25 protein-coding genes are annotated in these 25,742 nt (G+C 53.2%); 6 read left to right on the forward strand and 19 right to left on the reverse strand.

Annotated elements, in window-relative coordinates; all coding sequences use genetic code 11:
- Positions 1-38: 38 nt before the first annotated feature.
- Positions 39-2,429 (reverse strand): glucose/quinate/shikimate family membrane-bound PQQ-dependent dehydrogenase, encoded by a 2,391-nt coding sequence (locus ACQG0T_RS03940; RefSeq protein ID WP_003856304.1) that lies wholly within the window; start codon positions 2,427-2,429, stop codon positions 39-41.
- Between the two features lie 206 nt (positions 2,430-2,635).
- Here ACQG0T_RS03940 and hpt point away from each other — a divergent pair, with 206 nt between their 5' ends.
- Positions 2,636-3,172, forward strand: a complete 537-nt coding sequence (gene hpt, locus ACQG0T_RS03945; RefSeq protein ID WP_003856303.1) for a hypoxanthine phosphoribosyltransferase — start codon at positions 2,636-2,638, stop codon at positions 3,170-3,172.
- 86 nt (positions 3,173-3,258) lie between these two features.
- Here hpt and can read toward each other — a convergent pair whose 3' ends face one another.
- Positions 3,259-3,921 (reverse strand): carbonate dehydratase, encoded by a 663-nt coding sequence (gene can / locus ACQG0T_RS03950; protein ID WP_003856301.1) that lies wholly within the window; start codon positions 3,919-3,921, stop codon positions 3,259-3,261.
- Between the two features lie 107 nt (positions 3,922-4,028).
- Between can and ACQG0T_RS03955 the strand changes: the two genes are divergently transcribed.
- From ACQG0T_RS03955 to ACQG0T_RS03970, 4 genes are all read left to right on the forward strand, one after another.
- Complete coding sequence (locus ACQG0T_RS03955; protein WP_017383763.1) at positions 4,029-4,955, forward strand: ABC transporter ATP-binding protein; 927 nt, start codon at positions 4,029-4,031, stop codon at positions 4,953-4,955.
- Positions 4,952-5,722: an ABC transporter permease gene (locus tag ACQG0T_RS03960; RefSeq protein ID WP_006810078.1), complete on the forward strand. Its 771-nt coding sequence runs from the start codon at positions 4,952-4,954 to the stop codon at positions 5,720-5,722. The genes ACQG0T_RS03955 and ACQG0T_RS03960 overlap by 4 nt, the downstream gene beginning before the upstream one ends.
- A gap of 105 nt (positions 5,723-5,827) precedes the next feature.
- The gene (locus tag ACQG0T_RS03965; protein WP_047364722.1) at positions 5,828-6,268 is read left to right on the forward strand and encodes a PTS sugar transporter subunit IIA; all 441 of its coding nucleotides are present in this window, start codon (positions 5,828-5,830) and stop codon (positions 6,266-6,268) included.
- Positions 6,269-6,331: 63 nt separating this feature from the next.
- Positions 6,332-7,579: a polysaccharide deacetylase family protein gene (locus ACQG0T_RS03970; RefSeq protein ID WP_047364724.1), complete on the forward strand. Its 1,248-nt coding sequence runs from the start codon at positions 6,332-6,334 to the stop codon at positions 7,577-7,579.
- A gap of 1 nt (position 7,580) precedes the next feature.
- Here the strand turns inward: ACQG0T_RS03970 and ACQG0T_RS03975 are convergent, their stop codons facing one another.
- From ACQG0T_RS03975 to thpR, 17 genes are all read right to left on the reverse strand, one after another.
- Complete coding sequence (locus ACQG0T_RS03975) at positions 7,581-8,522, reverse strand: fimbrial protein StkG (protein ID WP_426723876.1); 942 nt, start codon at positions 8,520-8,522, stop codon at positions 7,581-7,583.
- A 1-nt stretch (position 8,523) separates the two neighbouring features.
- A protein-coding gene (locus ACQG0T_RS03980) for an IS3 family transposase (protein ID WP_087776199.1) occupies positions 8,524-9,731 on the reverse strand; the annotation gives its coding sequence in 2 pieces (ribosomal slippage) (positions 8,524-9,410 and positions 9,410-9,731; 1,209 coding nt in all).
- A 278-nt stretch (positions 9,732-10,009) separates the two neighbouring features.
- Entirely contained in the window at positions 10,010-10,618 is a 609-nt protein-coding gene (locus ACQG0T_RS03985) for a fimbrial-like protein (protein ID WP_126291363.1), read from the reverse strand.
- Positions 10,619-10,632: 14 nt separating this feature from the next.
- Entirely contained in the window at positions 10,633-11,196 is a 564-nt protein-coding gene (locus ACQG0T_RS03990) for a hypothetical protein (protein WP_015572702.1), read from the reverse strand.
- Positions 11,197-11,222: 26 nt separating this feature from the next.
- Entirely contained in the window at positions 11,223-11,798 is a 576-nt protein-coding gene (locus ACQG0T_RS03995) for a fimbrial protein (RefSeq protein WP_015572703.1), read from the reverse strand.
- Between the two features lie 28 nt (positions 11,799-11,826).
- Complete coding sequence (locus tag ACQG0T_RS04000) at positions 11,827-14,418, reverse strand: outer membrane usher protein (protein WP_271040557.1); 2,592 nt, start codon at positions 14,416-14,418, stop codon at positions 11,827-11,829.
- Positions 14,419-14,499: 81 nt separating this feature from the next.
- Positions 14,500-15,243, reverse strand: a complete 744-nt coding sequence (locus tag ACQG0T_RS04005) for a fimbrial chaperone (RefSeq protein WP_271040558.1) — start codon at positions 15,241-15,243, stop codon at positions 14,500-14,502.
- A gap of 81 nt (positions 15,244-15,324) precedes the next feature.
- The gene (locus tag ACQG0T_RS04010; protein ID WP_032103200.1) at positions 15,325-15,933 is read right to left on the reverse strand and encodes a fimbrial protein; all 609 of its coding nucleotides are present in this window, start codon (positions 15,931-15,933) and stop codon (positions 15,325-15,327) included.
- A 277-nt stretch (positions 15,934-16,210) separates the two neighbouring features.
- Entirely contained in the window at positions 16,211-16,591 is a 381-nt protein-coding gene (gene panD / locus ACQG0T_RS04015; protein WP_003856284.1) for an aspartate 1-decarboxylase, read from the reverse strand.
- Between the two features lie 32 nt (positions 16,592-16,623).
- Positions 16,624-17,475, reverse strand: coding sequence for a pantoate--beta-alanine ligase (gene panC / locus ACQG0T_RS04020; protein WP_003856282.1), 852 nt, complete (start codon positions 17,473-17,475; stop codon positions 16,624-16,626).
- 11 nt (positions 17,476-17,486) lie between these two features.
- Positions 17,487-18,278 (reverse strand): 3-methyl-2-oxobutanoate hydroxymethyltransferase, encoded by a 792-nt coding sequence (panB, locus tag ACQG0T_RS04025; RefSeq protein ID WP_015572705.1) that lies wholly within the window; start codon positions 18,276-18,278, stop codon positions 17,487-17,489.
- A 123-nt stretch (positions 18,279-18,401) separates the two neighbouring features.
- Positions 18,402-18,881 (reverse strand): 2-amino-4-hydroxy-6-hydroxymethyldihydropteridine diphosphokinase, encoded by a 480-nt coding sequence (gene folK, locus ACQG0T_RS04030; protein WP_032103204.1) that lies wholly within the window; start codon positions 18,879-18,881, stop codon positions 18,402-18,404.
- On the reverse strand, positions 18,878-20,275 hold the full coding sequence (pcnB, locus tag ACQG0T_RS04035) for a polynucleotide adenylyltransferase PcnB (protein WP_026080645.1): 1,398 nt from the start codon (positions 20,273-20,275) through the stop codon (positions 18,878-18,880). The genes folK and pcnB overlap by 4 nt, the downstream gene beginning before the upstream one ends.
- Positions 20,276-20,317: 42 nt before the next feature.
- Positions 20,318-21,208 (reverse strand): tRNA glutamyl-Q(34) synthetase GluQRS, encoded by an 891-nt coding sequence (gene gluQRS, locus ACQG0T_RS04040; protein ID WP_108394155.1) that lies wholly within the window; start codon positions 21,206-21,208, stop codon positions 20,318-20,320.
- A gap of 59 nt (positions 21,209-21,267) precedes the next feature.
- Entirely contained in the window at positions 21,268-21,723 is a 456-nt protein-coding gene (gene dksA, locus ACQG0T_RS04045) for an RNA polymerase-binding protein DksA (protein ID WP_001155232.1), read from the reverse strand.
- A gap of 176 nt (positions 21,724-21,899) precedes the next feature.
- Positions 21,900-22,604 carry a DNA/RNA nuclease SfsA gene (gene sfsA / locus ACQG0T_RS04050; RefSeq protein WP_032103207.1) on the reverse strand — a complete coding sequence of 235 codons (705 nt, stop codon included), beginning with the start codon at positions 22,602-22,604 and terminating at the stop codon, positions 21,900-21,902.
- Positions 22,594-23,148: an RNA 2',3'-cyclic phosphodiesterase gene (gene thpR, locus ACQG0T_RS04055; RefSeq protein WP_003856249.1), complete on the reverse strand. Its 555-nt coding sequence runs from the start codon at positions 23,146-23,148 to the stop codon at positions 22,594-22,596. Before thpR ends, sfsA begins: the two co-directional genes overlap by 11 nt.
- 73 nt (positions 23,149-23,221) lie before the next feature.
- Between thpR and hrpB the strand changes: the two genes are divergently transcribed.
- Positions 23,222-25,651: an ATP-dependent helicase HrpB gene (hrpB, locus tag ACQG0T_RS04060; RefSeq protein WP_032103209.1), complete on the forward strand. Its 2,430-nt coding sequence runs from the start codon at positions 23,222-23,224 to the stop codon at positions 25,649-25,651.
- Positions 25,652-25,742 lie beyond the last annotated feature (91 nt).

The following is a 25,742-nucleotide window of genomic DNA, read 5'->3' on the forward strand; positions in this document are numbered from 1 at the left end:
ATAGGCCCGGTAAGCGTTAGCGCCACCGGGCTTTTTCGTTACTTAGCGTCGTCAGGCAGTGCATACGCGACAATATAGTCGCCCATCTTCGTGCCAAACGAACCGTGACCACCCGCAGAGATGACAACGTACTGCTTGCCATTCACTTCATAGGTCATCGGCGTTGCCTGTCCACCGGCTGGCAGACGGCCTTGCCACAGTTTCTCACCGTTGGTCATGTTGTACGCGCGCAGGTAGTTATCTGCGGTTGCCGCGATGAACAGCACGTTACCGGCGGTAGAGATTGGACCACCCAGCATTGGCATACCCATATTGAACGGCACTGGAACAGGCATCGGGAACGGCATGCTGTCCTGTGGCGTACCAATACGTTTCTTCCAGACGATCTTGTTGGTCTTCAGATCCAGACCGGAGATGTAACCCCAGGCAGGCTGTTTACACGGCAGACCGAACGGAGACAGGAACGGATTCAGGGTCACACCATAAGGAACGCCATACTGCGGCTGGATACCGGCTTCGGTACCGCTGCCTTTCGCATCTTTCGGCTGCTCCATTGGGTTACCCGGACCACGAGGGATCAGGCGGGAAACGAACGGCAGCGCCATTGGGTTAGCGATGGCGACCTGACGGTTAGGGTCAACGGAGATCCCACCCCATTCGAACATCCCCAGGTTACCCGGGAAGACCAGCGTACCCTGCTCTGACGGCGGGGTGAAAATCCCTTCGTAGCGCAGCTGGTGGAACATCACGCGGCATACCAGCTGGTCAAACATGGTGGCACCCCACATGTCTGCACCGCTGAGATCTTTCTTCGGACGGAAGCTCAGGTCAGAGAACGGCTGCGTTTTGGTGACGTAGTCGCCTTTGGCCGCACCCTGCGGAACCGGTTTTTCCGGCGCAGGAACAACCAGCTTACCGTTGCTACGATCAAGCACGAAGATGTTACCGGTTTTCGCCGGGGCGTAAATCACCGGTACGGTTTTACCGTTAACGGTAATGTCCGCCAGCGTCGGCTGGGACGGCATATCCATATCCCACAGATCGTGGTGAACGGTCTGGTAGCTCCATGCCAGTTTACCGGTTGTTGCGTTCAGCGCCACGATGGAGCTGGCGTAACGTTCCTGCTCCGGCGTACGGTTACCGCCCCAGATATCCGGCGTGGTCACGCCCATCGGCAGGTAGACCAGGTCCAGCTTCGCGTCATACGCTGCCGGTGCCCAGGAGTTCGGTGAGTTAAAGGTAAAGGTGTGTTCATCCGATGGGATCGCGTTAGGATCTTTCGCGCCCGGGTCGAAGGCCCACAGCAGTTTACCGGTGTTCACGTCGAAACCACGGATAACGCCGGAGGTTTCACGGGTAGAGAAGTTATCCGTTACCGAACCGGCAATCACGATGGTTTTATCGGTGATGATTGGCGGGGAGGTCGGCTCATACAGGCCCGGCGTGGTGTCCGGCATGTTGGTCTGAAGATTCAGAATGCCTTTATTGGCGAAGGTTTCGCACAGCTTGCCGGTCTCAGCGTTAATGGCAAACAGGCGGCCATCGTTCACCGGCAGCATAATGCGGCGAGGACAGTCGGCAATGACTTCCGGGCTGGCATTATCGGCGCGCGCTTCGTGGTAAGAGACGCCGCGGCAGGTAATGTGCTGGAACGACGGGTTGGAGTTCAGCTGTGGATCAAAGTGCCATTTCTCTTTACCGGTAGCCGCGTCGAGCGCGAACAGACGCTGGTGCGCCGTACACAGGTAGAGCATGTTGCCCACTTTAATCGGGGTCACTTCGTTGGTCAGCTCACCCGGATCGTTTGGCATCTTCAGGTCGCCGGTACGGAATACCCAGGCTTCCTTCAGGTTTTTCACGTTGTCCGCGTTGATCTGCTTCAGCGGGGAGTAGCGTTGACCTTCCTGGTTACGACCATAAGCAGGCCAGTCACCGTCCGCCACCTGCGAAATAGCCGCAGCCGGCGTGGATTCCGCGTTCAGCGTACCGTTGATCTCCTGCGGGTCGTTAAAACCGGCCCAGGTCAGGATGCCGCCACTAATCAGCAGGGCAACGACCAGACCGGCCACGGCCCCACTGGAAGGGACGATCAGACGACGCCAGACAAACGGCAGGATCAGCCAGATACCGAAGAAGACCAGAATGTCGCTGCGCGGCGTCAACGCCCAGAAGTCGAACCCGACTTCCCAGACGCCCCAGATCATGGTTGCGAGCAGTAACGCTGCGTACAGCCACAGAGCAGATTGTTTTCTGCGTAAAAGCAGGACGGTTACGCCAACCATAACCAGACCCGCAATCGGGTAGTACCAGGAGCCGCCAATCGCGACCAGCCATACGCCACCGATTAACAAATACAGCGCGCAGAATGCGGCAAACGCGGCTGTTAATGTCACCAGTAGACGCGGCTGTTTAGTTTTTGTTTCAGCCATAGAAAAGTACTCGTCAGTTTTGTTAATTATTTGCTAGCAATTAATTATAGGTATTAACAACTGTGATCGGAATCACAAATATTGCTTTTTATAACTCATACGCCAGGCTTATCCATTTACTGGTATAATGGCTGGCTTGCGTATCGATGCCGGAGCGAGAGTCATCCGCATTGAGAGATTTTCACTAAAATCATTTGGTTAGTAATATGAAACATACTGTTGAAGTGATGATCCCGGAAGCCGAGATCAAAGCGCGTATCGCCGAACTGGGTCGTCAAATCACCGAACATTACAAGGACAGCGGCAGCGAAATGGTGCTGGTCGGTCTGTTGCGTGGCTCTTTCATGTTCATGGCAGACCTGTGCCGTGAAGTGCAGGTGCCGCACGAGGTCGATTTTATGACCGCCTCCAGCTACGGCAGCGGCATGTCCACAACCCGTGATGTGAAAATCCTGAAAGATCTGGATGAAGATATTCGTGGCAAAGATGTGTTGATTGTTGAGGACATCATCGACTCCGGCAACACGCTCTCTAAAGTGCGTGAGATCCTGAGCCTGCGTGAACCAAAATCACTGGCGATTTGTACTCTGCTGGATAAGCCTGAGCGCCGTGAAGTGCAGGTGCCGGTGGAGTTCGTTGGTTTCTCCATCCCGGACGAATTTGTGGTGGGTTACGGCATTGATTACGCGCAGCGTTATCGCCATCTGCCGTATGTTGGGAAAGTAGTGATTCTGGACGAATAGTACTTTTGCCCGGTGACGCTACGCTTACCGGGCCTACGAATGAGCACATGTAGGCCGGGTAAGGCGCAGCCGCCACCCGGCTTTGTTTATTTATGGTTCACATGCTTAAGCTTGAGGTTGGCAATTCCCGAGCGGTAACGCTGTTCCAGCGTTTCGCGGTTGGTGGCGGTCACTTCCAGATTGCGTAGCAGGCCGTCGTGAATACCGTACGCCCAGCCGTGGATGGAGACCTTCTGTCCGCGTTTCCAGGCAGACTGCATAATCGTCGAGTGGCCCAGGTTATAGACCTGCTCCATCACGTTCAGCTCACACAGCGTGTCGAGACGGCGCTCCTGCGGCATTTCGCCCAGCAGTGAGCTATGTTTGAACCAGATATCACGGATGTGCAGCAGCCAGTTATCGATTAACCCCAGCTCTGTATTTTCGACCGCCGCCTGTACGCCGCCGCAGCCGTAGTGGCCACAAATAATGATGTGCTCAACCTCCAGAACGTCAACGGCATACTGAACAACCGAAAGGCAGTTGAGATCGGTATGAATAACGAGGTTAGCAACATTGCGGTGAACAAACAGTTCGCCCGGTTCAAGACCGGTCAGACGTTCGGCGGGGACGCGGCTGTCGGAACATCCAATCCAGAGAAAGCGCGGGTTCTGCGCCTGTGCCAGTTTTCCAAAAAATCCGGGGTCTTCCTCCACCAGCATTTTTGACCATAGTGCATTGTTGCTGATGAGTGTATCTATGTCGTTCATGGAGGTTAGCGACCTGTAACCAAGTGATTGCGTTGCGCTACTATAGGGTAACCCGACTTTTAATGAAACCACACAACGTGTGTCAGAACTTAAGGTAAGTTGAATTCATGGCGATTGCACTGGAGCTTGAACAGCTCAAAAAAACCTACCCGGGGGGCGTCCAGGCGCTGCGCGGGATAGATCTTAAAGTCGAAGCGGGAGATTTCTACGCGCTTCTGGGGCCGAACGGGGCGGGAAAATCGACCACCATCGGGATTATCAGCTCGCTGGTCAATAAAACGTCTGGCCGCGTTAGCGTGTTTGGCTACGACCTGCAAAAAGACGTGGTCAACGCCAAGCGCCAGCTGGGGCTGGTGCCGCAGGAGTTCAACTTCAACCCGTTCGAGACGGTACAGCAGATTGTTGTTAACCAGGCGGGTTACTATGGCGTTGAGCGCAAAGAGGCGCTTGAGCGCAGCGAAAAGTACCTGAAACAGCTTGATCTGTGGGAGAAGCGTAACGAGCGCGCGCGGATGTTGTCCGGGGGGATGAAGCGCCGCCTGATGATTGCTCGCGCGCTGATGCACGAGCCAAAGCTGCTCATTCTTGATGAACCGACCGCTGGCGTGGATATTGAACTGCGTCGTTCCATGTGGGGCTTCCTGAAGGATCTGAACGACAAAGGCACCACCATCATCCTGACCACACACTACCTGGAAGAGGCAGAGATGCTGTGCCGCAACATCGGCATCATTCAGCACGGCGAGCTGGTGGAAAACACCTCGATGAAGAACCTGCTCTCCAAGCTGAAATCAGAAACCTTTATTCTCGACCTGGCGGCGAAAAGCGCCCTGCCGAAGCTGGAGGGGTATAACTATCGCCTGGTCGATACCTCGACGCTGGAGGTAGAAGTGCTGCGCGAGCAGGGAATCAACAGCGTGTTCTCCCAGCTGAGCGCGCAGGGCGTTCAGGTATTAAGCATGCGTAACAAAGCGAACCGACTGGAAGAGCTGTTTGTCTCTCTGGTGCACGATAAACAAGGAGACAAGGCATGACGCATCTTTACTGGGTCGCGCTGAAAAGCATCTGGGCGAAAGAGATTAACCGCTTTATGCGCATCTGGGTGCAAACCCTGGTGCCGCCGGTGATCACCATGACGCTCTACTTCATCATTTTCGGCAACCTGATTGGCTCCCGCATTGGTGAGATGCACGGCTTTACCTATATGCAGTTTATCGTGCCGGGCCTGATCATGATGGCAGTGATCACCAACGCTTACGCGAACGTGGCGTCCTCATTCTTCAGCGCCAAGTTCCAGCGCAACATTGAAGAGCTGCTGGTGGCGCCAGTGCCGACGCACGTCATTATCGCCGGTTACGTGGGCGGCGGCGTGGCGCGCGGGCTGTGCGTGGGTATTCTGGTGACGGCGATTTCGCTGTTCTTCGTGCCGTTCCAGGTGCACTCGTGGCTGTTCGTGGCGCTCACGCTATTGCTGACGGCGATCCTGTTCTCACTGGCTGGCTTGCTGAACGCCGTGTTCGCCAAAACGTTCGATGACATCAGCCTGATCCCGACCTTCGTGCTGACGCCGCTAACCTATCTGGGCGGGGTGTTCTACTCCCTGACGCTGCTGCCGCCGTTCTGGCAGGCGCTGTCGCACCTGAACCCGATTGTCTATATGATCAGCGGCTTCCGCTTTGGTTTCCTCGGCATTACCGATGTCCCGCTGTTCACCACCGTTGTGGTGCTGGCGGTATTTATCGTGGCGTTCTATCTGCTGTGCTGGTATCTGATCCAGCGTGGACGTGGGCTGCGTAGCTAATCTTCTGCCCGGCGACGTTCTGTTTGCCGGGCACTTTCTTTGACAGTTATCACCGTAAACTAACCTTCACCTGGATAAACTACTCGCCTGCTAAGGAGAGACGTTATGCTGGGATGGGTTATCACCTGCCACGATGAAGAGGCACAGGAAATGCTCCTGAAGCTGGAGGCCCGATTTGGCCCTCTGGCGCAATGTCGTGCGGTAAATTACTGGCGAGGGCTGAGCACCAATATGCTAAGCCGGATGATGTGCGACGCGCTGCATGAAACCGACACCGGTGATGGCGTGATTTTTCTCACCGACAGATCGGGCGCGGCGCCTTACCGTTCAGCGGCGTTAATGAGCCATAAGCATGATAACTGTGAAGTAATCTCCGGTATCAGCCTGCCTTTACTCGAAGCGATGTATCCGCTGCGCGCAACGTTGAGCAGCGCTGAGTTTCGTCACGCCATTGTGGCGCAGGGCTCGCCGGACGTGAGCAGCCTGTGGCACCAGCAGCAGAAGAATCCGCCTTTCGTTCTGCTTCACGATCTGTATAAGCATTAAACATTGGTATTGATGTCGCTTTTGCTACAATGGCGACTGATTTTCCGTATCGATTTATATCCCATGCTCATGCGCGTTATCTTTATCCTTCTGCTACTGGTCTCCGGTGGTGCGTCTGCCAGCCTGACCATTCAGCAAGGCCTTCCTGCCCAATATATGCAAACCACCGAAGATGCGGCCATCTGGGCGCAGGTGGGAAATGCCGTCGTGAACGTGGGCAATGTCCGCGCCGGGCAGATCCTCGCCGTCTTTCCGGCCGCGGCGGATTACTATGAATTTCGTTTCGGATTCGGTACGGGGTTTATTGATAAAGAGCACCTGGAAAAAGTGCAGGGTAAGCAACGCGTCGAGGATAGCCTGGGCGATCTGAACAAGCCGCTCAGCAATCAAAACCTCATCACCTGGAAAGACACGCCAGTGTATAATGCCCCCAGCAGCGGAAGCGCGCCCTTTGGCACCTTAAGCGCCAATCTTCGCTATCCGATTCTGAATAAGCTGAAAGATCGCCTGAACCAGACCTGGTTTCAGATCCGCATCGGCAATCGTCTGGCGTGGATCAGCAGCCTGGATGCACAGGAAGATAACGGACTGCCGGTTCTGACCTACCACCATATCCTGCGTGATGAAGAGAACACCCGTTTTCGACATACCTCCACGACAACCAGCGTACGTGCGTTTAATAATCAGATGGCCTGGTTACGCGATCAAGGCTATACCACGCTGACAATGTACCAGCTTGAAGGGTACGTGCGTAACAAGATGAACCTCCCCGCGAAAGCGGTGGTGATCACTTTTGATGATGGCCTGAAATCGGTGAGCCGCTACGCGTATCCGGTGCTGAAAGAGTATGGCTTCAACGCGACGGCGTTTATTATTTCATCCCGAATCAAAGGTCACCCTCAGAAGTGGGATCCCCGATCGCTACAGTTTATGAGCGTTCAGGAAATTAAGGCCATTCAGGATGTGTTCGACATTCAGTCTCACACCCACTTCCTGCATCGCGTGGATGGGTATAAACACCCCATCTTATTGAGCCGCAGCTATCACGTGATCCTGTTCGATTTTGAACGCTCACGGCGTGCACTGGCGCAGTTCAACCCGCGCGTGCTGTATGTTTCGTACCCGTTTGGCGGGTATGACAATAAAGCGATTAAAGCCGCGAATGATGCCGGTTTTCATCTGGCAGTGACAACGGTGAAGGGGAAGGTGAAGCCGGGGGATAATCCGTTCTTACTTAAGCGACTGTATATTCTGAGAACGGATTCGCTGGAGACAATGTCGCGGCTGATCAGCAATCAGCCGCAGGGGTAGGTTATTCGTACGTGGTCTGAATGGTCACGGTGGTACCGAAAACACCGACGGTTACCGGATCGCTACCGGTTTTGACCAACCTGGCCCAAAGTGATCTGTCAATAATACTAACAGGATCCCCAACAACCTCTCCTATAGCAATGACACGTTGGTAACTGTCTGCCGGCACGGGGTAATGATCATTTTCAGAATCCGTAATCATGACGCCGACGCCCCCTGCCGCAGTAACACCACCAGTATTCTCGACGGTATTGGTAAAATATTTTTTATCTGCGGTGGTATGTGTGGAGGATAACGTATAGTAAACAGCGGTTGTATTTACACATGTACCCGTAACATGGAACTCGACTTTGCTGGTATTCCCGTTTTCGACTTCTGCGGGATACCAGTCACCAAGATTTACCGTTGTGGGCGCACGTAAGACACAGGTCGGGCGATTTAATGGCATGCTAAATGACATCTCGCTCATGTTCACATGGGGACGAGGGTGATCGGATGTCTTCGGATCGCTTGGATCGCCCAGAATGATCTGACCAATCGGGCCTGCACCGGCCGTTAAAAAATTAACATCCGAAGGAACACCCTGAAATCCATTGGTTTGATAGATTTCCATGCGCACATGCCAGGTTTTTTCGTCAAGCAGCTCTTCGTGATCGTCATTAGGTGCGGTCATATACCAGGACCCTGCGTTGGGCGGGAACCACGCGGTGACGCCGTTACCATCGGGATACATCGCCAGGGTATAGACAATACCCGGAATATTCGTCCGGAAGGTGGCTTTGTTATCTATGTAGCCTGCCAGCATTGAGTTGTCGGTAATCTGATAGGTGTTTTCACCGTCATTTCCCCCAGCACAGTGAGATTTTAACGCAGGCGTTGTTTCCATAATGATCGTATTACTGATCTGTGATCTTGACCCGCCATTTCCGGACAGCTTTTGTATCTTAAGTTAACGATGCCCGCTGCCGCCGGTATTCTCTCGGAGAGTGATATCCCAGCGCACTATGCGGGTGATTTTCATTGTAATGCGTGAACGCCGCTGCAAGGTTTCGCAGGGCTGTTCTCACATCCGGTTTCGGCATGAACGCGATATAGTCTTCCTTCATCGTCTTCACGAACCGTTCGGCCATGCCATTGCTCTGCGGGCTGCTCACCGCTGTTGTACATGGCTCCAGATTCAGCTCTTTGGCGAACCTCCGCGTTTCATGCGCGGTATATGCTGAACCGTTGTCCGTCAGCCACTGCACCGCTGTGTCGGGCAGCCTGTCGCCGAAGCGCTTTTCCACCGACCTCAGCATCACATCCTGCACGGTCGAACTGTCATAGCCTCCCGTGCTTGCTGCCCAGTCTATGGCCTCACGGTCGCAGCAGTCCAGCGCGAACGTTACCCGCAGTTTTTCGCCGTTGTCGCAGCCGAACTCGAAGCCATCTGAACACCAGCGCATATCGCTTTCTGCCACCGCTATCTTGCCCTTATGTTCACGCTTCGGTCGCTCTGGTTTGTGATGCAACAACAACAGGTTATGCTCGCTCATTATCCTGTAAAGCCGTTTGGCATTCACAGGTGGCTGTCCCTCTGTGCGACGTTGCTTGCGCAGGATGCCCCACACGCGTCGATAACCATAACTCGGCATATCGCTGATAATGTTGAGGATAGCCGACAGTATTTCTGCGTCTGCTTCTTCATTACGCCGGTTACAGCGCCTGTCCTGCCAGTCGGCAGAACGGTTAATCCGCAGTGACAGTTGCGCACGCGACACGCCCATGGTCCGGCTGACCATGGCTATTCCCCGTCCTTTGGCAACAAGGGCGCGTGCGCTATCCATTTTCGCGACTGACCGTACTCCACGGCTTCTTTCAGGATCTCAACTTCCATCGTCTTCTTGCCCAGAAGGCGCTGAAGCTCCCGGACCTGCTTCAGAGCAGCAGTAAGCTCAGAAGCAGGAACGACTTCCTCTCCAGCCGCAACGGCGGTGAGGCTGCCTTCCTGATATTGCTTCTTCCACTTAAACAGCAGGCTGGGCTGGATACCATGCAGGCGGGCGACATGGGAGACATTCATACCCGGCTCCATCGTCTGCTGGATAATGGCGATCTTCTCCTGAGGAGTTTTACGTTTACGGACTTCTTGCCCTAACAGGATCCCGGTCATCTCAAAATTGGTGTTAGTGTTAGACATATATTCAAGCCTATCTCTTATCTGGAGATACAGCTACTGTCTGGTGTTTCAGGGGGCTACATCAATCTGTATGGGAGTTGTTACTGTGCCCACAGGCAGAGGAGTGATAACTGGTTGTGCACCTGGAGACATAATCTGCAAGTCATCATTACCGTAAAATTTGCACTCCTCGAAATTAGCCCGTGCTGCGCCAGACAGCCCGAACGCTGCGAACGCTAATATAGTGAGGTATTTTTTCATCCTAAATCCCTTTATTCGTAGCTGACATTAACCAGAACATTACTTATCACAGCGCCGCTGGTGATCGTTCCAATATTCTGATAACGTGCGTAAAAGCCATAATCCTTTATATAGTTCTCACTACTTCCACCGACATCGTAAATAACGTTTGATGTCCCGTCGCTGTTCAGGACGTTAGTTTTGAACGTATCTGAAAAAATAACGATACCCACATTTTCAGCCGCACCGGCTGTGGCATCGTTTTTAAACACCTGGTTGTGATTACTCCAGAAACCATTTTGCGGAGCAAAACTAAATTTTAGTTTGTTAATCGTTGCGCCTTCTGTACTGCTCGCATAGCAGTCATCTACGTGGATCGTAAAAGGCGTTCCAGCTTCATCATCGTTTGGCGATAAACGATCGCTCTTGTCGCTGTTATAAAACCAGTCTCGTGACACGGTCGGCAAAGCGATCTCTCCGCCGTTTTCGACGCTTAGCCGACAGGTATTATTAACGATGTTTGCTGTCAGGTTTACATCCATACCTGAACCTGCCTGGCTTACGCCAGGCAGAGTGCTACCAGCCAGACCGATAAGCAACACAAGACCGGGCTGGTGTAAATTAAACGGTGATTGTTGCATAATGGTTCCTGGAATTATTGATAGGTGACTGTGAAGGTTACTGGCGCAGTAACGGCACCTGTGCCAACATCGGCAATATTTCTGTCTTTCGCAATCACAATGCGTGAGTTCATCGGGAATTCCCCTACACCGTCAGCAATGGTGACCTCCTGTGCCGCCGGAGGCCTTTTGCAACTCAACATTACGCCAGTATCTACAACTCCTGACCAGATTTCGAAGCCTGTTGCTAACCCAGCAGAATAAGAATCTCCGTCCGTTTTCGGACCCGAGCATCCCCCACCTGCACCACTCGCTGCGGCTACCGTTGCCTTAGTTACACCAGAGCAGTTTGTAAAGGCAATTTTTAACGGCTCGACACGAGTCTTATTTACCAGATCGGTTTTATATACGTCGCCAAACGCAATTTCAGTGGACGCAGTTCCTGCACCGTTAAGCACTTTTGCTGTACACGTGCCCGAGACTATTTTTGATTTTATCGTTAATTTAACACTGTCAGTACCTGTAATTGCTGCGTTTGCCATTCCCGAATACAGAAGTGCAGAAACGGACAGGGCGATAAAAGTAGATTTAAATTTCATAATGTTGCTCCGTTTTCCTGCACCAATTACTCGTAGCTAAATTCAAAAGTCGCAGTAGCCTCAAAATCACCAACTGTCATGCTATTAACTTTGGTTTCACGTATTGTGGCTACTAAAGGAACTTCTTTATTCTGGATTTCTGTTGCACTCCAGACCAGTCGCTTAGCATCATCGTCAGAGTTGATGATAAAAGGGGCCTCCGGTGCGCTGGCTCTGGCAATTTCAACAGCAGAGAAATCTGCGCCTCCATCGGCTTTTGGTTTTTGATTAACAAGGCCGCTAAGCAAATAACCCGATTGGCTTCCTTTTACCGTGGCTTTCAGTGAGGTCAGAGAGGCCGGGCATTCAACAATCACAATTTTGAAATTGGCATTTGCGGTGCCAGCTTTGACATCGTCGAGACGCACCTGGCCGCCGTTACCAATGAGCAGTGTTTGATCCGTATCGGAACCCGTACCGCCCATCAGTTTCATATCACAAGTGGTTTCACGGATATTGGCCGTAAAGTTAACATCGAGATTCGTGCCCTCGGCGAGCGCCGAACCTGATAACGCCAGCATCGTTACGGCAACGACTGACAGGCTATAAAGATTTTTTTTCATACAAACTCTCGTCTATTTTCCCGAATAATTACATCTGGCACACTTGATTGCTGAGCACCGTTGTAAGTCCTACTTTTTGAGCATGTGATGAGACGTTATAATGCACGTCACATTTACTGTCTTTATCGCTTCCCCAGACAACATGAAGCGTGCCTTCATCTTCAACGCCGCGGACATAGGCTTGCCCCGCCTGTCCCACGGTGCCAATAGATTCATTTTTTTCATTTAAAACATCAGCGCCTAAAGGAATAAATCCGTTATCGGTGCGCTTAAGTTCTAAAATTAATGAACGACCTTCATCGGTTGCAAAATAAACCAGCACAACGGAACCACTGCGGGGAACCGTAATTTCACTGGTGTTTTTAATTTCAACGTCGTTTTCCAGCGTGCTGATATCAAGGTATACGCGGTTTTCACGGTAGGCAGACATATAAGGCAGAATGCCATAGCCGGAACTGCCTATTTCGCTGTTACCAAAGCCGATACCGGCGCCTTTCGCACCACTCGCTTTGACCAGTGCCAGCGCATCGTTGTCACCAATACTCCCTGGCGCAAATGCAATACCTCCTGAATGGATGACCATGCCACCGTTATAGGAGGCAGAATATTGTTTACTGTTGTCATCACCAAAAGAGGCAGATAACCCCAGCGGGCCATATTCACTGTTATAGGACCCGTAGCCGCTTATCTGATTCAGGTCACCATAATTACCACTGTTTGACGAGGCGCTAACGGAATAACTCACCTTATTATCTTGCGTATTTCCACCCGCGGACGTGTTAAAGCTTGTGCCGCCTTTAAGGTCGGAACGTAATCCCATATTGATGTTTGAGAATCCACCGGCATTCCCTCTATCTTTTGAGAATACACTTAATGGAATGCTTAGGCTTAAATAAACGCTATCGTCTTTCTTGCCGTTCTGATCATAGGTTCGCTGTAATGACAAGCTGTAGCTGCCGTAGGTGAAGCTATTGTTATACCCAATATTGTAATTGGAAGTAGAGCCCGTCGCGTTCCAGTAATCCTGCCAGGTGCCGCTTACATACAGGGAGCCAAAATTGTCTTCTCCGGAGGTTAGCGGTTGGTTAAGACTAATTTGCACCTGGTTTTTGGTGCGCTGATAGTCTGCATATAGCGCTTCGTTTGAGTCATAGCTACGGTTTGAGTACTTCTGGTGCCTAATACTGTCCTGAAGTTGCGCCGCATCGTTAAGCGTCAGGTAGTCTTCCGTCGAGAAACGATAAGCCGCAACGTTAAAGGAAGTATTCGTCGACTCAATCATTTTGCTGTAGGTTAAACGATAACTTTGCCCGCTTAATTTATCCAGCCCCTCAATATCTGCATAAGATTGCGTAACGTCGAATGCAAACGCACCAACAGGGGTGTTCATTGCCACGCCGAGAATACCGGCATAAAAATCCATGTCGGTATATTGCGCGCCAATATAACCCGTGAACGTATTATTCAGGCCATAGTAAAGCGTACCGTAACCCACTTTAGGCGCATCAATAAGTGACTCATCATTTAACTCACCTAAACCGACGTCCCAGCGAGAGGCTCCCGGACGGAGCATCTGCGTGACGGATGAAAAGGGTACGGTAAAGGAACGTTTGCTGCCATCCGCTTCTTCAATCGTTACCAGTAAATCATTTCCGTAACCTGTGGTACTCAGGTCGTTTATTTCAAACGCGCCTGGTGGCACCGAGGTTTCATAAATCTTATTGCCGCTCTGCGTGACGCTGACCTTCGCGTTACTGTTCGCGACACCCCGAATGACAGGCGCGTAGCCTGTGGACCCCATTGGCAACATGCGATCGTCACTGTACATGCGTGCGCCGCGAAGGCTTATAGAGTTAAATGCCTCGCCACGCGTGTAAGAGTCGCCGATGACAAACTGGGCACTCAATGGTGTAATATCGCGCTGCAAATAGACATCCTGACTGGAGTATTTTGTGCCGCTATCTTTGTCCCAGTTAAAATTGCCACGCGAGCGCAGGCGCCATGGCCCCATATTCAGACCATAGCGTAACCCTACATATGCACTTTCTGATGTACTGCCGTTGTTCTCGCTACGCCAGCCGTTCATGTCATAAGAGAGCAGAGCGGCAGGAATCCCGTTATCCCACAACGATGGATCGACATAGCCCGCCGGGCGTTTCAGCACATAAATCTGGGGAAAATTAAAATCCATAGCCTGCTTGCCACTGTCATAGCTAACCGTAGCGCCAGCGAAAGATTTTTTAATATCGACGCAGGTTTCATCGTCTTCCGGTCCGTCAGGCAATGTGCTGGTGTCGACACCCGATTGTGACAGCAGCAGTTTTGTTATGCACGGGGTCGCACGAGGTGTTCCGTTATCTTTAAACGTGACCTCCACGGTGGACTTCAGTTTACCGTTCAGGTTGATCTTAGTGCGATAGGTCCCCGGTAAAACCGGGTTGCCATGTGAAAAACGATTAATATCAATATTAGCGCTGCCATTTAAAAGAAATTGATCGTTAAACTCGACCTCTTCTTCATTGTCAGGCAGATCTTTTGCTGGCGTGATATTTTCTGCACAGGCATAAAAAGGCAATGCTGCACTTATCGTAAGACATAAAAGAGAACGTTTAAATAACATGGCACATCCACTTAATCAGTGCAGAGAGGGTGCTCTCCACAGAGTTAATGCTATTAATTATTATATGTATTAAAGGGTGCTCTATTTTAGTCCCGCTTCGTGATGGTCTGTGCCGCCATAGTCATTAATAGAATCAAACTCTACTTTACCATTTACGGCAGAAGCTAAACCTTTAACCGTCATTGTGGTATCACTGAACGGTGGAACGGCCTTATGATCAACGTCGTATGTTTTTTGACTGGCTTTAATGGTTACCGCCGAAACGGAGACGTTATACGGTGAATTATTATGGGCAACAAGCTTAACCGCGTTTCCTTCTTTTTTCTGCGTCCATGTTAAATGCTCAGCTGCTTCACCTGCCGAGCCTTTTAACCCGTCAGGACGGTAAAAGAATTTAATACGTGTTCTGAATGCCAGCTGAAGCTGGTTAAGATTCTCTTTATCCGCAGCTTTTGATTTTGGTGGAATCTCCAGGACATTGAACCAGAAAAGCGATTCACGATCCTGTGGTAAAGGTGTACCTGTGTAGGTAATACGTACGGATTGGCCTTTTTTCGGGTCAATACGGGATACTGGAGGGGTAATGATAAAAGGAAGCTTTAACTCTTCCGGATTTACGCCATCACGCCCATCATCAAGCCAGGTTTGAACCAAAAGCGATTTGGTTCCATGGTTATCGAGATTAACAACAACATCCTTCGATGACTGTGGATAGATAATACGGGTGCCGGAAATAACAATATCCGCACTTGCATTCGATGTGGCCAAAACGGCAGTTGCGAGCAATACGGCTTGAAAACTTTTAATGAAGACTGAATGAGACATTTTTTCCACTTCCTTTTGGAATTACACAAGCAATCCCTCATTCATCATGAAGGATTGCTTAATTTAAAGTTTACGAATCTCTTATTCGTAAATCATGGTGAAGGCAACCTGTGCCTGCACGGTACCAGCAGAAACTGGATTACTTGTTGCATCCCAACCCTGACCCTGGGTGTAAGCTACGCGGTAGTACAGGTTTCCTGCGCCAGAAGTTTCATCGATGGTTGCTTTCTGGGAGTTGTTAGTCTGGTCAATTTTGATCTGATCGACAGCTGAGTTACCGTCGTTTGACAGCACCAGGTTAACGTTCTTAGCTGAACCCTGAGCATTGCTTGGTGGAACCAGCAGACCGCCTTCGGTAGAAGAGGAGCCAGCCCAGGAAGAGAACTGTGCAGATGCTTTCTTCACAGTTGCGGTATCACAACCGGTCAGTGTAAGGCTGAATTTCTTTTCACCCAGGGTGCTGGTGCTACCCAGTGCGTTTGCGAAATCACGCACAAATACAGTGTCCAGAGTCACATCAAAATCGTTACCGTTCTGATCGATTTTCTGGTCAAGGGAGACCTGGCAAGTATTGTTAGAAACCATGCCGTGGAAAGTAATAGTGCCGGTGTCAGGATCTGCTGCTACCGCTGAACCCGCAGCCAATACGCTTGCCATAGCAATTGCCAAACCATATTTTTTAGAAATCATTTAAATATCCATATTCGTTGAGTGAATAATAAGTGCCCGTAAATCTTTTATTTGAAATTAAATTTCGTGGCGAATTATATTGTTAATCTCAATGAAATATAGATGTTGTGCGTGATTTAAACTAAATGAATAGTTTAGTAAATTTAAAATTATTTGTTATCAATGTGATGGGATTGTCTGGTTGTGCGGGGAGAGTTTGAATATTAATTCTATAAATGCTTTTTAAAGACCCATTCATTTAATAAATGCGCAGGAATGGGTCGTGGGATAAATATTATCAGGCAACCTGTACCGGAATCGCCTTCGCGGTACGTTTCATCTCATTGTCGCCTTCAAAGTAGGCTACTTTTGGCTGCCAGCGACGCGCTTCTTCGTCAGACATCATGACAAAGCTGGCGATAATCACGATATCGCCTACGTCCGCGCAGTGCGCCGCCGCCCCGTTGACGGAGATGATTTTGGACCCGCGCTCAGCGGCAATGGCGTAGGTAGAGAAGCGTTTGCCGTTATTTACGTTCCAGATATCAATGGCTTCGTTTTCGAGAATACCCGCCGCGTCGAGAAAATCCTGGTCGATCGCGCAGGAGCCTTCATAATGCAGGTCGGCCTGAGTGACTTTCACACGATGAAGTTTACCTTGCAGCATTTTGCGAATCATTACGTTTACCTTTCATCTTCCGGGTAGAAAAACTACGCCAGCTCAACCACTTTGTTATCGATAAGGCGGGCCTGGCCGAGCCATGCCGCCACCAGAATTACCGCACGTTTGCTGGTCTCTGTAAGTGCCAGAAGCGTATCGGCATCCCGAATTTGAACGTCGTCAGCACGAAGACCTTTCTCGTTCAGCGCCTGTTCAGCCAGGGCGATAATCTCTTCTGCTGTTAACTCTTTTGCCAGCAGTTGCTCTGCCATAGTATTCATGACTTTGCTTAAGCCCGGCGCAATTTTACGCTGTTCGGCGGTCAGATAGCCGTTACGGGAACTGAGCGCCAGGCCATCTTTCGCACGCACAATCGGTACGCCGACGATCTCGATGTCGTAACCCATATCCGCGACCATCTTGCGGATCAGCGCCAGCTGCTGGAAATCTTTCTCGCCAAAGCAGGCGATGTCCGGCTGCACCAGGTTAAACAGCTTGCTGACGATGGTGGAGACGCCACGGAAATGGCCCGGGCGGCTGGCGCCCTCCAGCATGGTCGAAATACCCGGCACGTCGACGTAGGTCGATTCAGTGGTGCCCTGGGGATACACATCAGCGGGTGCCGGTGCGAAGACGATATCCGCATGACGTTTTTTGAGCTTCTCGCAATCTTCCTGCAAGGTACGTGGGTAGCGCGCCAGATCGTCTTCGCGATCGAACTGCATCGGGTTAACGAAGATACTAACTACCACGATATCTGCCCGGGCTCTCGCTTCATCGACCAGCTTCATATGGCCGTCGTGCAGGTTGCCCATGGTTGGGACAAGGGCGATACGTTTACCTTCCTGACGCGCCCGACGAATATGCTGACGCAGCAGCGGCAGGGTTTCTATGATTAGCACACCTGGACTCCTTAATGGAAACTGTGTTCTTCGCCCGGATAAACGCCGGACTCAACCTCGGCAATATACTGCCGCACAGCAGCACGCATGTCGCCTGCTTCTGACAGGAAATTTTTAGCAAATTTTGGAATATGGCCGCCGGTGATCCCGAAGGCGTCGTGCATGACCAGAATCTGGCCATCGGTGACGTTACCCGCACCGATGCCGATCACCGGAATCGACAGCGCCTCAGTGATACGCTTAGCCAGCTCAACCGGCACACACTCCAGCACCAGCAGCTGCGCGCCCGCAGCTTCCAGCGCCACGGCATCATCAAACAGCGTCTGCGCCGCATCGCCTCGGCCCTGCACCTTATATCCGCCAAAGATGTTGACCGACTGCGGCGTCAGCCCCAAATGACCACAAACCGGCACGGCGCGGTCGGTGAGCATTTTCACCGTATCGACCAGCCAGGCGCCGCCTTCGATTTTGACCATATTGGCGCCGGCGCGCATCACTGTCGCCGCATTTTCGAAGGCCTGCTCCGGGGTGGCATACGCCATAAACGGCAGATCGGAAAGCAGCAGGCAGGCGGGGGCACCCCGGCGCACGGCGCGGGTATGGTAAGCAATATCCTCGACCGTGACCGGCAGAGTGGAATCATGTCCTTGTACCGTCATCCCTAACGAGTCTCCGACCAGCATGACGTTGATCCCTTCTTCGGCAAACAGTTTTGCGAAGCTGTAGTCATACGCGGTGATAGTGGCGAAGCGTTTTTTTTCCTGTTTGCATTTCTGCAATAAGGAGATGGTGGTTGGTTTCATACTGTTTCCTGATGGCCCAAAAGCGAATCTTTGCGCATTCTAACAGTAACATTTGAGGGAACAATGATTTTAGGCAATCGATTAACCGCAAATAAGGAATGGTTAATCGATGCGGAGGCGGGATTACCAGCGGGCCGGTTTATCCGCGTTGAGATTTTGCAGAACGGATTGCAGCGAGGCGCCGTCAGGGAAGGTGAGATCGGGCGCGACTTCAAACAGCGGCCAGAGCATAAACCCGCGGTTTTTCATGTCGTAATGCGGAACGGTGAGGCGTTCGGTGTTAATCACCTCATGACCGAAAAGCATAATATCGAGATCGAGCGTGCGCGGTCCCCAGCGTTCGGCTTTGCGGACGCGACCCTGCTGTAGCTCAATACGCTGGGTATTATCCAGCAGCGTTTCTGCGTCAAGGGTCGTTTCCAGCACCACGGCGGCGTTCAGATAATCAGGCTGATCCTGCGGGCCAAGCGGCGGCGTACGGTAAAATGAGGACAGCGCGACGATGCGGCTTTGGGGGATCTCTCCCAGAGCCTGCACGGCAGCGTTAACCTGCTCCAGCGGAGAGGCCAGATTGCTGCCGATGGCGATATACGCAAGGGTCATGCCGTGCCTTCACGACGCGGTGCGCGTTTGCGCGGGCGACGGTGACGACGGCGCGGTGCCGGTTCATCATCCAGATCCGTAAGCATATCTTTTTGCTCCGGTGGCGCAGAAACCTGAAACTCGCCCCACCACTGCGCCAGGCGCTGTAGTTCCGGGTTCCTTTCAACTTCAGCACGCAGAGAGAGCAGATCGAACGCGGCGCGGAACTTAGGATGCTCCATCAGCTTCCAGGCGCGTTTACCCTGACGGCGGGACATACGCAGCTGAAGCTGCCAGATATCACGCACCAGCGTGGTAATACGTTTCGGGATCGCCAGCGTGCGACAGCCTTCGTCCAGCACGTCGTTTGCCGCCAGCGCGAACGCATCATAATAGGCGAGACCGCTCTCCTGGGTAATGCGCTGCGCCGTTTCCAGCAGCGGATACCAGAACATGGCCGCGAACAGGAACGCCGGATTCACGCGCATATCGTTATGAATACGGGTATCGGTGTTCTTCAGCACCTGCGCAATTATCCGCTCCATTGCGCTGTCACCGTTTTCGGTGAAGTAGCGGGTAATGGTCGGGAACAGCGGCTGGAACAGGTTGTACTCACGCAGCAGGTTGTAGGTTTCAAACCCGTAGCCTGCCTGGAGCAGCTTTAACGACTCCTCAAACAGACGGGCAGGGGGCACGTCGTTGATCAGCGTCGCCAGGCGCGGGATCGGCTCTGCGGTTTCCGGGCTGATACGCATGTTCAGCTTGGCGGCGAAACGCACGGCGCGAAGCATTCGGACCGGATCTTCGCGATAGCGTGTTTCCGGCGTGCCGATCAGGCGAATCAGACCGTCTTTCAGATCCTGCATACCGCCGACGTAATCGCGCACGGTAAAATCCGCCACGCTGTAGTAAAGGCTGTTGATGGTGAAATCGCGACGCTGAGCATCTTCTTCAATAGAGCCGAAGATGTTGTCACGCAGCAGCATGCCGTTTTGGCCGCGCTGGGAAGTCGTGCGATCGTTAACGCCCGCTTCGTGGTGACCGCGGAAGGTCGCCACTTCAATAATTTCCGGTCCAAACATCACGTGCGCCAGACGGAAACGGCGGCCAACCAGACGGCAGTTGCGGAATAATTTACGCACCTGCTCAGGCGTGGCGCTGGTCGTCACGTCGAAATCTTTTGGTTTTTTGCCCAGCAGTAAATCGCGCACCCCGCCGCCGACGAGATAGGCCTCGTAGCCTGCTTTATTCAGACGATAGAGCACCTTGAGGGCATTTTCACTGATATCTTTGCGGGAAATATTGTGCTGCTCACGCGGAATGACCGACATGTGTGGCTGTGCAATAGCGTCGTTCGCCATGCTCTCTTCGCGGCTCAGCACTTTACGGCAAAAATTAGCGACTCGGGTAAAAATAGTACACCTCGTAGTGTGTTTTGTTATCAAAAAAGCGGCTAATCATAGCTCAGCGCAACGCATTTGAGAATGCTGGATTTTTGGCACGGCCATAAGCGCCCAGTCAGCAATGGCCGTTTTCAGCAATTCATCCAGACTCAGATCCTGCCATTCCTGCGTTACATTCTGGTTGAGAAATCGCAGCGCGTCGATCAAAACCGGGCGCGGATCGCCCTCAGGCAGCGCCGGGGCATGATTCTGTTTCGATAGCTTATTTCCCCGTTCATTGACTGCCAGCGGCAGATGGATGTAATCCGGCACCGCCCAGCCAAACTGCTGGTAAAGCGATATTTGCCGCACGGTAGGCTCAACCAGATCCGCCCCGCGCACGATTTCCGTAACGCCCTGGAAATGGTCATCGATAACCACCGCCAGGTTATAGGCAAACAAACCATCACGACGGTGAATAATAAAATCTTCACGCGCCAGGCGTTCATCCGCCTGAATTGTTCCTGAGAGTACGTCGGTAAACTGCGTCACTGGAGTACGCTGTATCAGCCGCACGGCAGCATTCTCAGGACCGTTGTGCCGCGTACGGCAGTGGCCGTCGTAAACGCCACCCACGCTCTGAATTCGCGCCCGCGTGCAGGTGCAGTTATAGGAAAGGCCCTGTTCAGCAAGCCACGCCAGACGTTCACGGTAGGCATCATGGCGTTGAGACTGCCAGAGTATGTCGCCGTCCCAGTGAAGACCGTAATGTTCCAGCTGACGCAGAATAGTTTCTGCTGCACCGGGAACTTCACGTGGAGGATCGATATCTTCAATGCGGACCAGCCATTGACCCTGACGGGCGCGAGCCTGTAGGTAGCTGCCGAGCGCGGCAATTAATGAGCCGAAGTGTAATTCACCGGAGGGAGATGGCGCAAAGCGCCCGATATAGTGAGATTCAGACATATCAACGGTAACAAGGCGGGAGAGACTCCCGCCTTAGCTGAGTAGTGAGAGGGCAGGCGTTAGCCGGCCATCTGTTTTTCGCGGATTTCTGCCAGCGTTTTACAGTCGATGCACAGATCGGCTGTTGGACGCGCTTCCAGGCGACGAATACCGATTTCAACACCGCAGGATTCGCAGTAGCCAAAATCTTCGTCCTCGACCTTCTTCAGCGTTTTTTCGATCTTTTTGATCAGTTTGCGCTCGCGGTCACGGTTACGCAGTTCGAGGCTGAACTCTTCTTCCTGAGCGGCACGGTCGACCGGGTCCGGGAAGTTAGCAGCTTCATCCTGCATATGTGTAACGGTGCGATCGACTTCATCCCTGAGTTGATTACGCCATGCTTCAAGAATACGCTTGAAGTGCGACAGCTGGGCTTCGTTCATATACTCTTCGCCCGGCTTCTCTTGATACGGCTCCACCCCAGCGATGGCGAGAATACTCAGGGACGATGTTTTACGGTTTTGCCCTTCTTGCATGTTGCTTCTCCTTAACACGCACTATCGATCCCCGTGTTGGGGGAAAAATCAGGTCGCTATAAATAGCAGATGCTTTTCCGTATGGCAATTATCTAAACGTAACACTTGACAACCCTGTGAGGAAAAGCGTATTTGCGCACGCGGCCAGAACACTTATTAGTCAATCGTCTAATCCCTTATAAGACAATGGGAAGAGAGGATCTCAGAGTCATATTATCGGCAGAAAGTTCCGCTTTATAAGCGAAAATCTCTACCCCCTGCTTTTGTGCCTCATTCAACAATTGCGCGTATTTAGGATCAATATGACGGGCCGGGGAAAACCGTTCAATGGCTGAATGCAGAACCGCAAACAGCAACACGGCGCGCTTGCCCGCCGCCGCTACACTCATTAGCTCTCGCAGATGCTTCTGGCCACGTAGCGTTACCGCATCCGGAAAGAAGCCGTTTTCCTGTTCCGCTAACGTCACTGATTTCACTTCAATATAGCACTCAGGGCGGTCTTCCGCCTGTAACATAAAATCAATTCTGCTGCCTTCATCGCCATATTTCACTTCGCTTTTTTGCGTGCCGTAACCCACCAGTTCAGGAAGGATTCCATTTGTCAGGGCTTCCTTAACCAGCTGATTTGCGCGCAGGGTATTCACGCAAATAAATGCCCCGCTTTGCGTCTCGGTCATTTCCCATGTATGGGGATATTTGCGTTTAGTATTTTCTGATGTGGAATACCAGACCGTGTCACCCGGCGTGGCGCAACCGGTCATGGCGCCGGTGTTAGGGCAGTGCAGCGTGAGCGTTTCGCCCTCAGGGGTGATCACGTCAGCGAGAAAGCGTTTGTAACGCTGGATCAGCGTGGCGGGCTGGAGTGCAGGGCTAAACTTCATCAGGATTCCTTAACGTGTCGCCCAGCGTCCAGCGCTGGAGCGGAGTATAGCGGGTGCGTCCTTGTACAAAGGCAGATTCGTACAGCGCAAATTCATTCACCTGAAAGGACCAGTGAAAGCCCGGTGGCGGGATGGCAACGGCCTGACCCGCGTCGCGCAGCAGGGTAATGTGGGGATGAAACGGCTGCGGGCTCTGATAACAGCCGCTGCGCGCGGCCTGCGCCCGCAGCATGTTGGCGAGCTGTAGCAGTCCGCGAGGGGGCTGCCGCGTCCCCAGCCAGACCACCCGAGAGCGCAGCCATTGCCCGGCATCGTCAAGATGCAGCGTAAACCCCGGCTGCGAAATGCGTCCGGCCATTGCGCTTAACGCGCGCTGCTTTTCAGCGCTTACTTCACCAAGAAAGGCTAACGTCAGGTGCATATTGGCGGCGACGACGGGGCGGCCCGCTTCCGCGGGGAAGTGGCTGGCGCGCCAGCGAACAATCTGCCGTTGAAGCGTGGTGGGTAATTCAATGGCGAAGAATAGCCGTTTTGACTCAGACATGCGCAAGACTCGGTAATGATATGCGCCGATGCTACAATGTACGCCGATTAATGTTAACCCTCTGGAGCCGTAAGTGTCCTCTTTGCCCGTCGCCGTCGTCCTTCCTGAGCTTCTCGCAGCCTTAGAACATGCGCCACAGGTTTTGCTCAGCGCGCCCACCGGAGCGGGTAAATCCACCTGGCTGCCCCTGCAAATTCTGCGCGAGGGGAGCATCAGCGGGAAAATTATCCTGCTGGAGCCACGCAGGCTGGCCGCGCGCAATGTGGCGCAGCGCCTGGCGGAACTGCTGAATGAAAAACCGGGCGAGACGGTAGGGTACCGGATGCGCGCCGAAACCTGCGTTGGACCGTCCACGCGGCTGGAGGTGGTCACCGAAGGTATTCTCACCCGTATGCTGCAAAACGATCCGGAGCTGACCGGCGTCGGGCTGGTGATCCTTGATGAATTTCACGAGCGCAGCCTCCAGGCCGATCTGGCCCTTGCGCTGCTGCTCGACGTTCAGCAGGGGCTGCGCGACGACCTTCGGTTGCTGATTATGTCGGCGACGCTGGATAACGAGCGGCTCCGGCAGACGCTCCCTGACGCGCCGATGATCTCCTCTGAAGGGCGTGCGTTCCCGGTCGAGCGCCGCTATCAGCCGCTGCCTGCCCATCAGCGTTTTGACGAAGCGGTTGCCATCGCCACCGCCGAATTGCTCCGTCAGGAACCCGGCTCGCTGCTGCTGTTTTTACCCGGCGCAGGCGAAATCCAGCGCGTACAGGAGCAGCTGGCATCCCGGGTGAACAGTGACGTTATGCTGTGCCCGCTCTACGGCGCGCTGCCGTTGGCTGACCAGCGCAAGGCGATCCTTCCCGCACCGGCGGGGCAGCGCAAAGTGGTGCTGGCAACCAATATCGCGGAAACCAGTTTGACCATCGAAGGCATTCGCCTGGTGGTGGACAGTACGCAGGAGAGGGTGGCCAGTTTTGATCCGCGTACCGGGCTGACCAGGCTACTGACGCAGCGCATCAGCCAGGCCTCAATGGTGCAGCGCGCAGGGCGAGCAGGGCGTCTTGAGCCGGGTATTTGCCTGCATTTAACCAGCGCCGAGCAGGCGGAGCGTGCGGCATTGCAGAGCACGCCTGAGATTTTACAAAGCGATCTCTCCGGGCTGGTGATGGATCTGATGCAGTGGGGCTGCCCGGCCCCTGACCAGCTCACCTGGCTTAATCCTCCGCCTGTCGTGAACCTTTCCGCCGCGCGCAGCCTGCTGACCCAGCTTGGCGCGCTGGAAGGCGAGCGACTGACGGCGCGCGGTCAGAAAATGGCGGCGCTGGGCAACGATCCGCGTCTGGCGGCAATGCTGGTGGCAGCACAGGGCGACGATGAAATTGCCACGGCGGCAAAACTGGCGGCTATTCTTGAGGAGCCGCCGCGCGGTGGCAGCAGCGATCTGGGACAGGCCTTTTCTCGCCATCAGGGAAACTGGCAACAACGCGCGCAGCAGCTGTGTAAACGCCTGAATTGCCGGGGCGGTTCGCCTGACAGCGATAAAGTTATCCCTCTGCTGGCCCAGGCCTTCCCGGACAGGATCGCTCGCCGTCGCGGGCTGGATGGTCGCTATCAGCTGGCAAATGGGATGGGCGCGATGCTGGACAGCGATGACGCCCTGACGCGTCACGAATGGCTGATCGCGCCGCTCTTGCTCCAGGGCAGCCACTCCCCGGACGCGCGTATTTTACAGGCGGTTGCCGTGGATATTGACGCGCTGACGCGTGCCTGCCCGCAGCTGCTTCAGCAATCTGACATCGTGGAATGGGATGATGCCCAGGGCACGCTGAAGGCGTTCCGTCGTAGCCAGATTGGCAAACTGACGCTCGGGACGAAACCGCTGGCGAAGCCGTCGGAGGAAGAGTTACACCAGGCGATGCTGAACGGCATTCGGGAAAAAGGGCTGAGCGTACTGAACTGGACGCCGGAGGCCGAACAGTATCGCATTCGCCTGCATTGCGCCGCGAAGTGGCTGCCGGAACAGGGGTGGCCTGCGGTGGATGATGAGACGCTGCTCGCGACGCTTGAACAATGGCTGTTGCCGCAGATGAACGGTGTACACTCGCTGCGCGCCCTGAAGGCGCTTGATGTTAAGGCAGCGTTACAGAATTTACTGGACTGGTCGTTACGTCAACGTCTGGATAGTGAACTGCCTGGGCATTACACTGTGCCAACCGGGAGCCGGATTGCCATTCGTTATCATGAGGATAATCCGCCGGCGCTGGCGGTTCGGATGCAGGAGATGTTTGGTGAGGCCACCACGCCGTCCATCGCTGAAGGGCGCGTGCCGTTAGTGCTTGAGCTGCTTTCGCCTGCGCATCGTCCCTTGCAGATCACCCGCGATCTGGGGGCGTTCTGGGCGGGGAGCTATCGTGAAGTGCAGAAAGAGATGAAAGGGCGATATCCCAAACACGTCTGGCCGGACGATCCGGCGAATACCGCGCCGACACGGCGCACGAAGAAATATTCGTAATGGATCGAAAAGGGGAGTGCGGCCTGATGCCCTCACCCCGGCCCTCTCCCACAGGGAGAGGGAGAAACAAACTTTGAGAGATTTCTTCTTT

The organism is Enterobacter cloacae complex sp. 302F9, from assembly GCF_050030335.1.
GTDB classification, from domain to species: Bacteria; Pseudomonadota; Gammaproteobacteria; order Enterobacterales; family Enterobacteriaceae; genus Enterobacter; species Enterobacter hormaechei_C.

What these genes read in the sequence shown, in the direction of transcription:
- ACQG0T_RS03990 (WP_015572702.1), bottom strand. Translation starts at nt 11,196, where the DNA reads ATGAAATTTAAATCTACTTTTATCGCCCTGTCCGTTTCTGCACTTCTG.
- ACQG0T_RS03955 (WP_017383763.1), top strand. Translation starts at nt 4,029, where the DNA reads ATGGCGATTGCACTGGAGCTTGAACAGCTCAAAAAAACCTACCCGGGG.
- sfsA (WP_032103207.1), bottom strand. Translation starts at nt 22,604, where the DNA reads ATGAAGTTTAGCCCTGCACTCCAGCCCGCCACGCTGATCCAGCGTTAC.
- thpR (WP_003856249.1), bottom strand. Translation starts at nt 23,148, where the DNA reads ATGTCTGAGTCAAAACGGCTATTCTTCGCCATTGAATTACCCACCACG.
- panB (WP_015572705.1), bottom strand. Translation starts at nt 18,278, where the DNA reads ATGAAACCAACCACCATCTCCTTATTGCAGAAATGCAAACAGGAAAAA.
- gluQRS (WP_108394155.1), bottom strand. Translation starts at nt 21,208, where the DNA reads ATGTCTGAATCTCACTATATCGGGCGCTTTGCGCCATCTCCCTCCGGT.
- ACQG0T_RS03970 (WP_047364724.1), top strand. Translation starts at nt 6,332, where the DNA reads ATGCTCATGCGCGTTATCTTTATCCTTCTGCTACTGGTCTCCGGTGGT.
- panD (WP_003856284.1), bottom strand. Translation starts at nt 16,591, where the DNA reads ATGATTCGCAAAATGCTGCAAGGTAAACTTCATCGTGTGAAAGTCACT.
- can (WP_003856301.1), bottom strand. Translation starts at nt 3,921, where the DNA reads ATGAACGACATAGATACACTCATCAGCAACAATGCACTATGGTCAAAA.
- ACQG0T_RS03985 (WP_126291363.1), bottom strand. Translation starts at nt 10,618, where the DNA reads ATGCAACAATCACCGTTTAATTTACACCAGCCCGGTCTTGTGTTGCTT.
- ACQG0T_RS04010 (WP_032103200.1), bottom strand. Translation starts at nt 15,933, where the DNA reads ATGATTTCTAAAAAATATGGTTTGGCAATTGCTATGGCAAGCGTATTG.
- folK (WP_032103204.1), bottom strand. Translation starts at nt 18,881, where the DNA reads ATGACCCTTGCGTATATCGCCATCGGCAGCAATCTGGCCTCTCCGCTG.
- ACQG0T_RS03995 (WP_015572703.1), bottom strand. Translation starts at nt 11,798, where the DNA reads ATGAAAAAAAATCTTTATAGCCTGTCAGTCGTTGCCGTAACGATGCTG.
- ACQG0T_RS03960 (WP_006810078.1), top strand. Translation starts at nt 4,952, where the DNA reads ATGACGCATCTTTACTGGGTCGCGCTGAAAAGCATCTGGGCGAAAGAG.
- dksA (WP_001155232.1), bottom strand. Translation starts at nt 21,723, where the DNA reads ATGCAAGAAGGGCAAAACCGTAAAACATCGTCCCTGAGTATTCTCGCC.
- ACQG0T_RS04005 (WP_271040558.1), bottom strand. Translation starts at nt 15,243, where the DNA reads ATGTCTCATTCAGTCTTCATTAAAAGTTTTCAAGCCGTATTGCTCGCA.
- hpt (WP_003856303.1), top strand. Translation starts at nt 2,636, where the DNA reads ATGAAACATACTGTTGAAGTGATGATCCCGGAAGCCGAGATCAAAGCG.
- ACQG0T_RS03965 (WP_047364722.1), top strand. Translation starts at nt 5,828, where the DNA reads ATGCTGGGATGGGTTATCACCTGCCACGATGAAGAGGCACAGGAAATG.
- ACQG0T_RS04000 (WP_271040557.1), bottom strand. Translation starts at nt 14,418, where the DNA reads ATGTTATTTAAACGTTCTCTTTTATGTCTTACGATAAGTGCAGCATTG.
- ACQG0T_RS03940 (WP_003856304.1), bottom strand. Translation starts at nt 2,429, where the DNA reads ATGGCTGAAACAAAAACTAAACAGCCGCGTCTACTGGTGACATTAACA.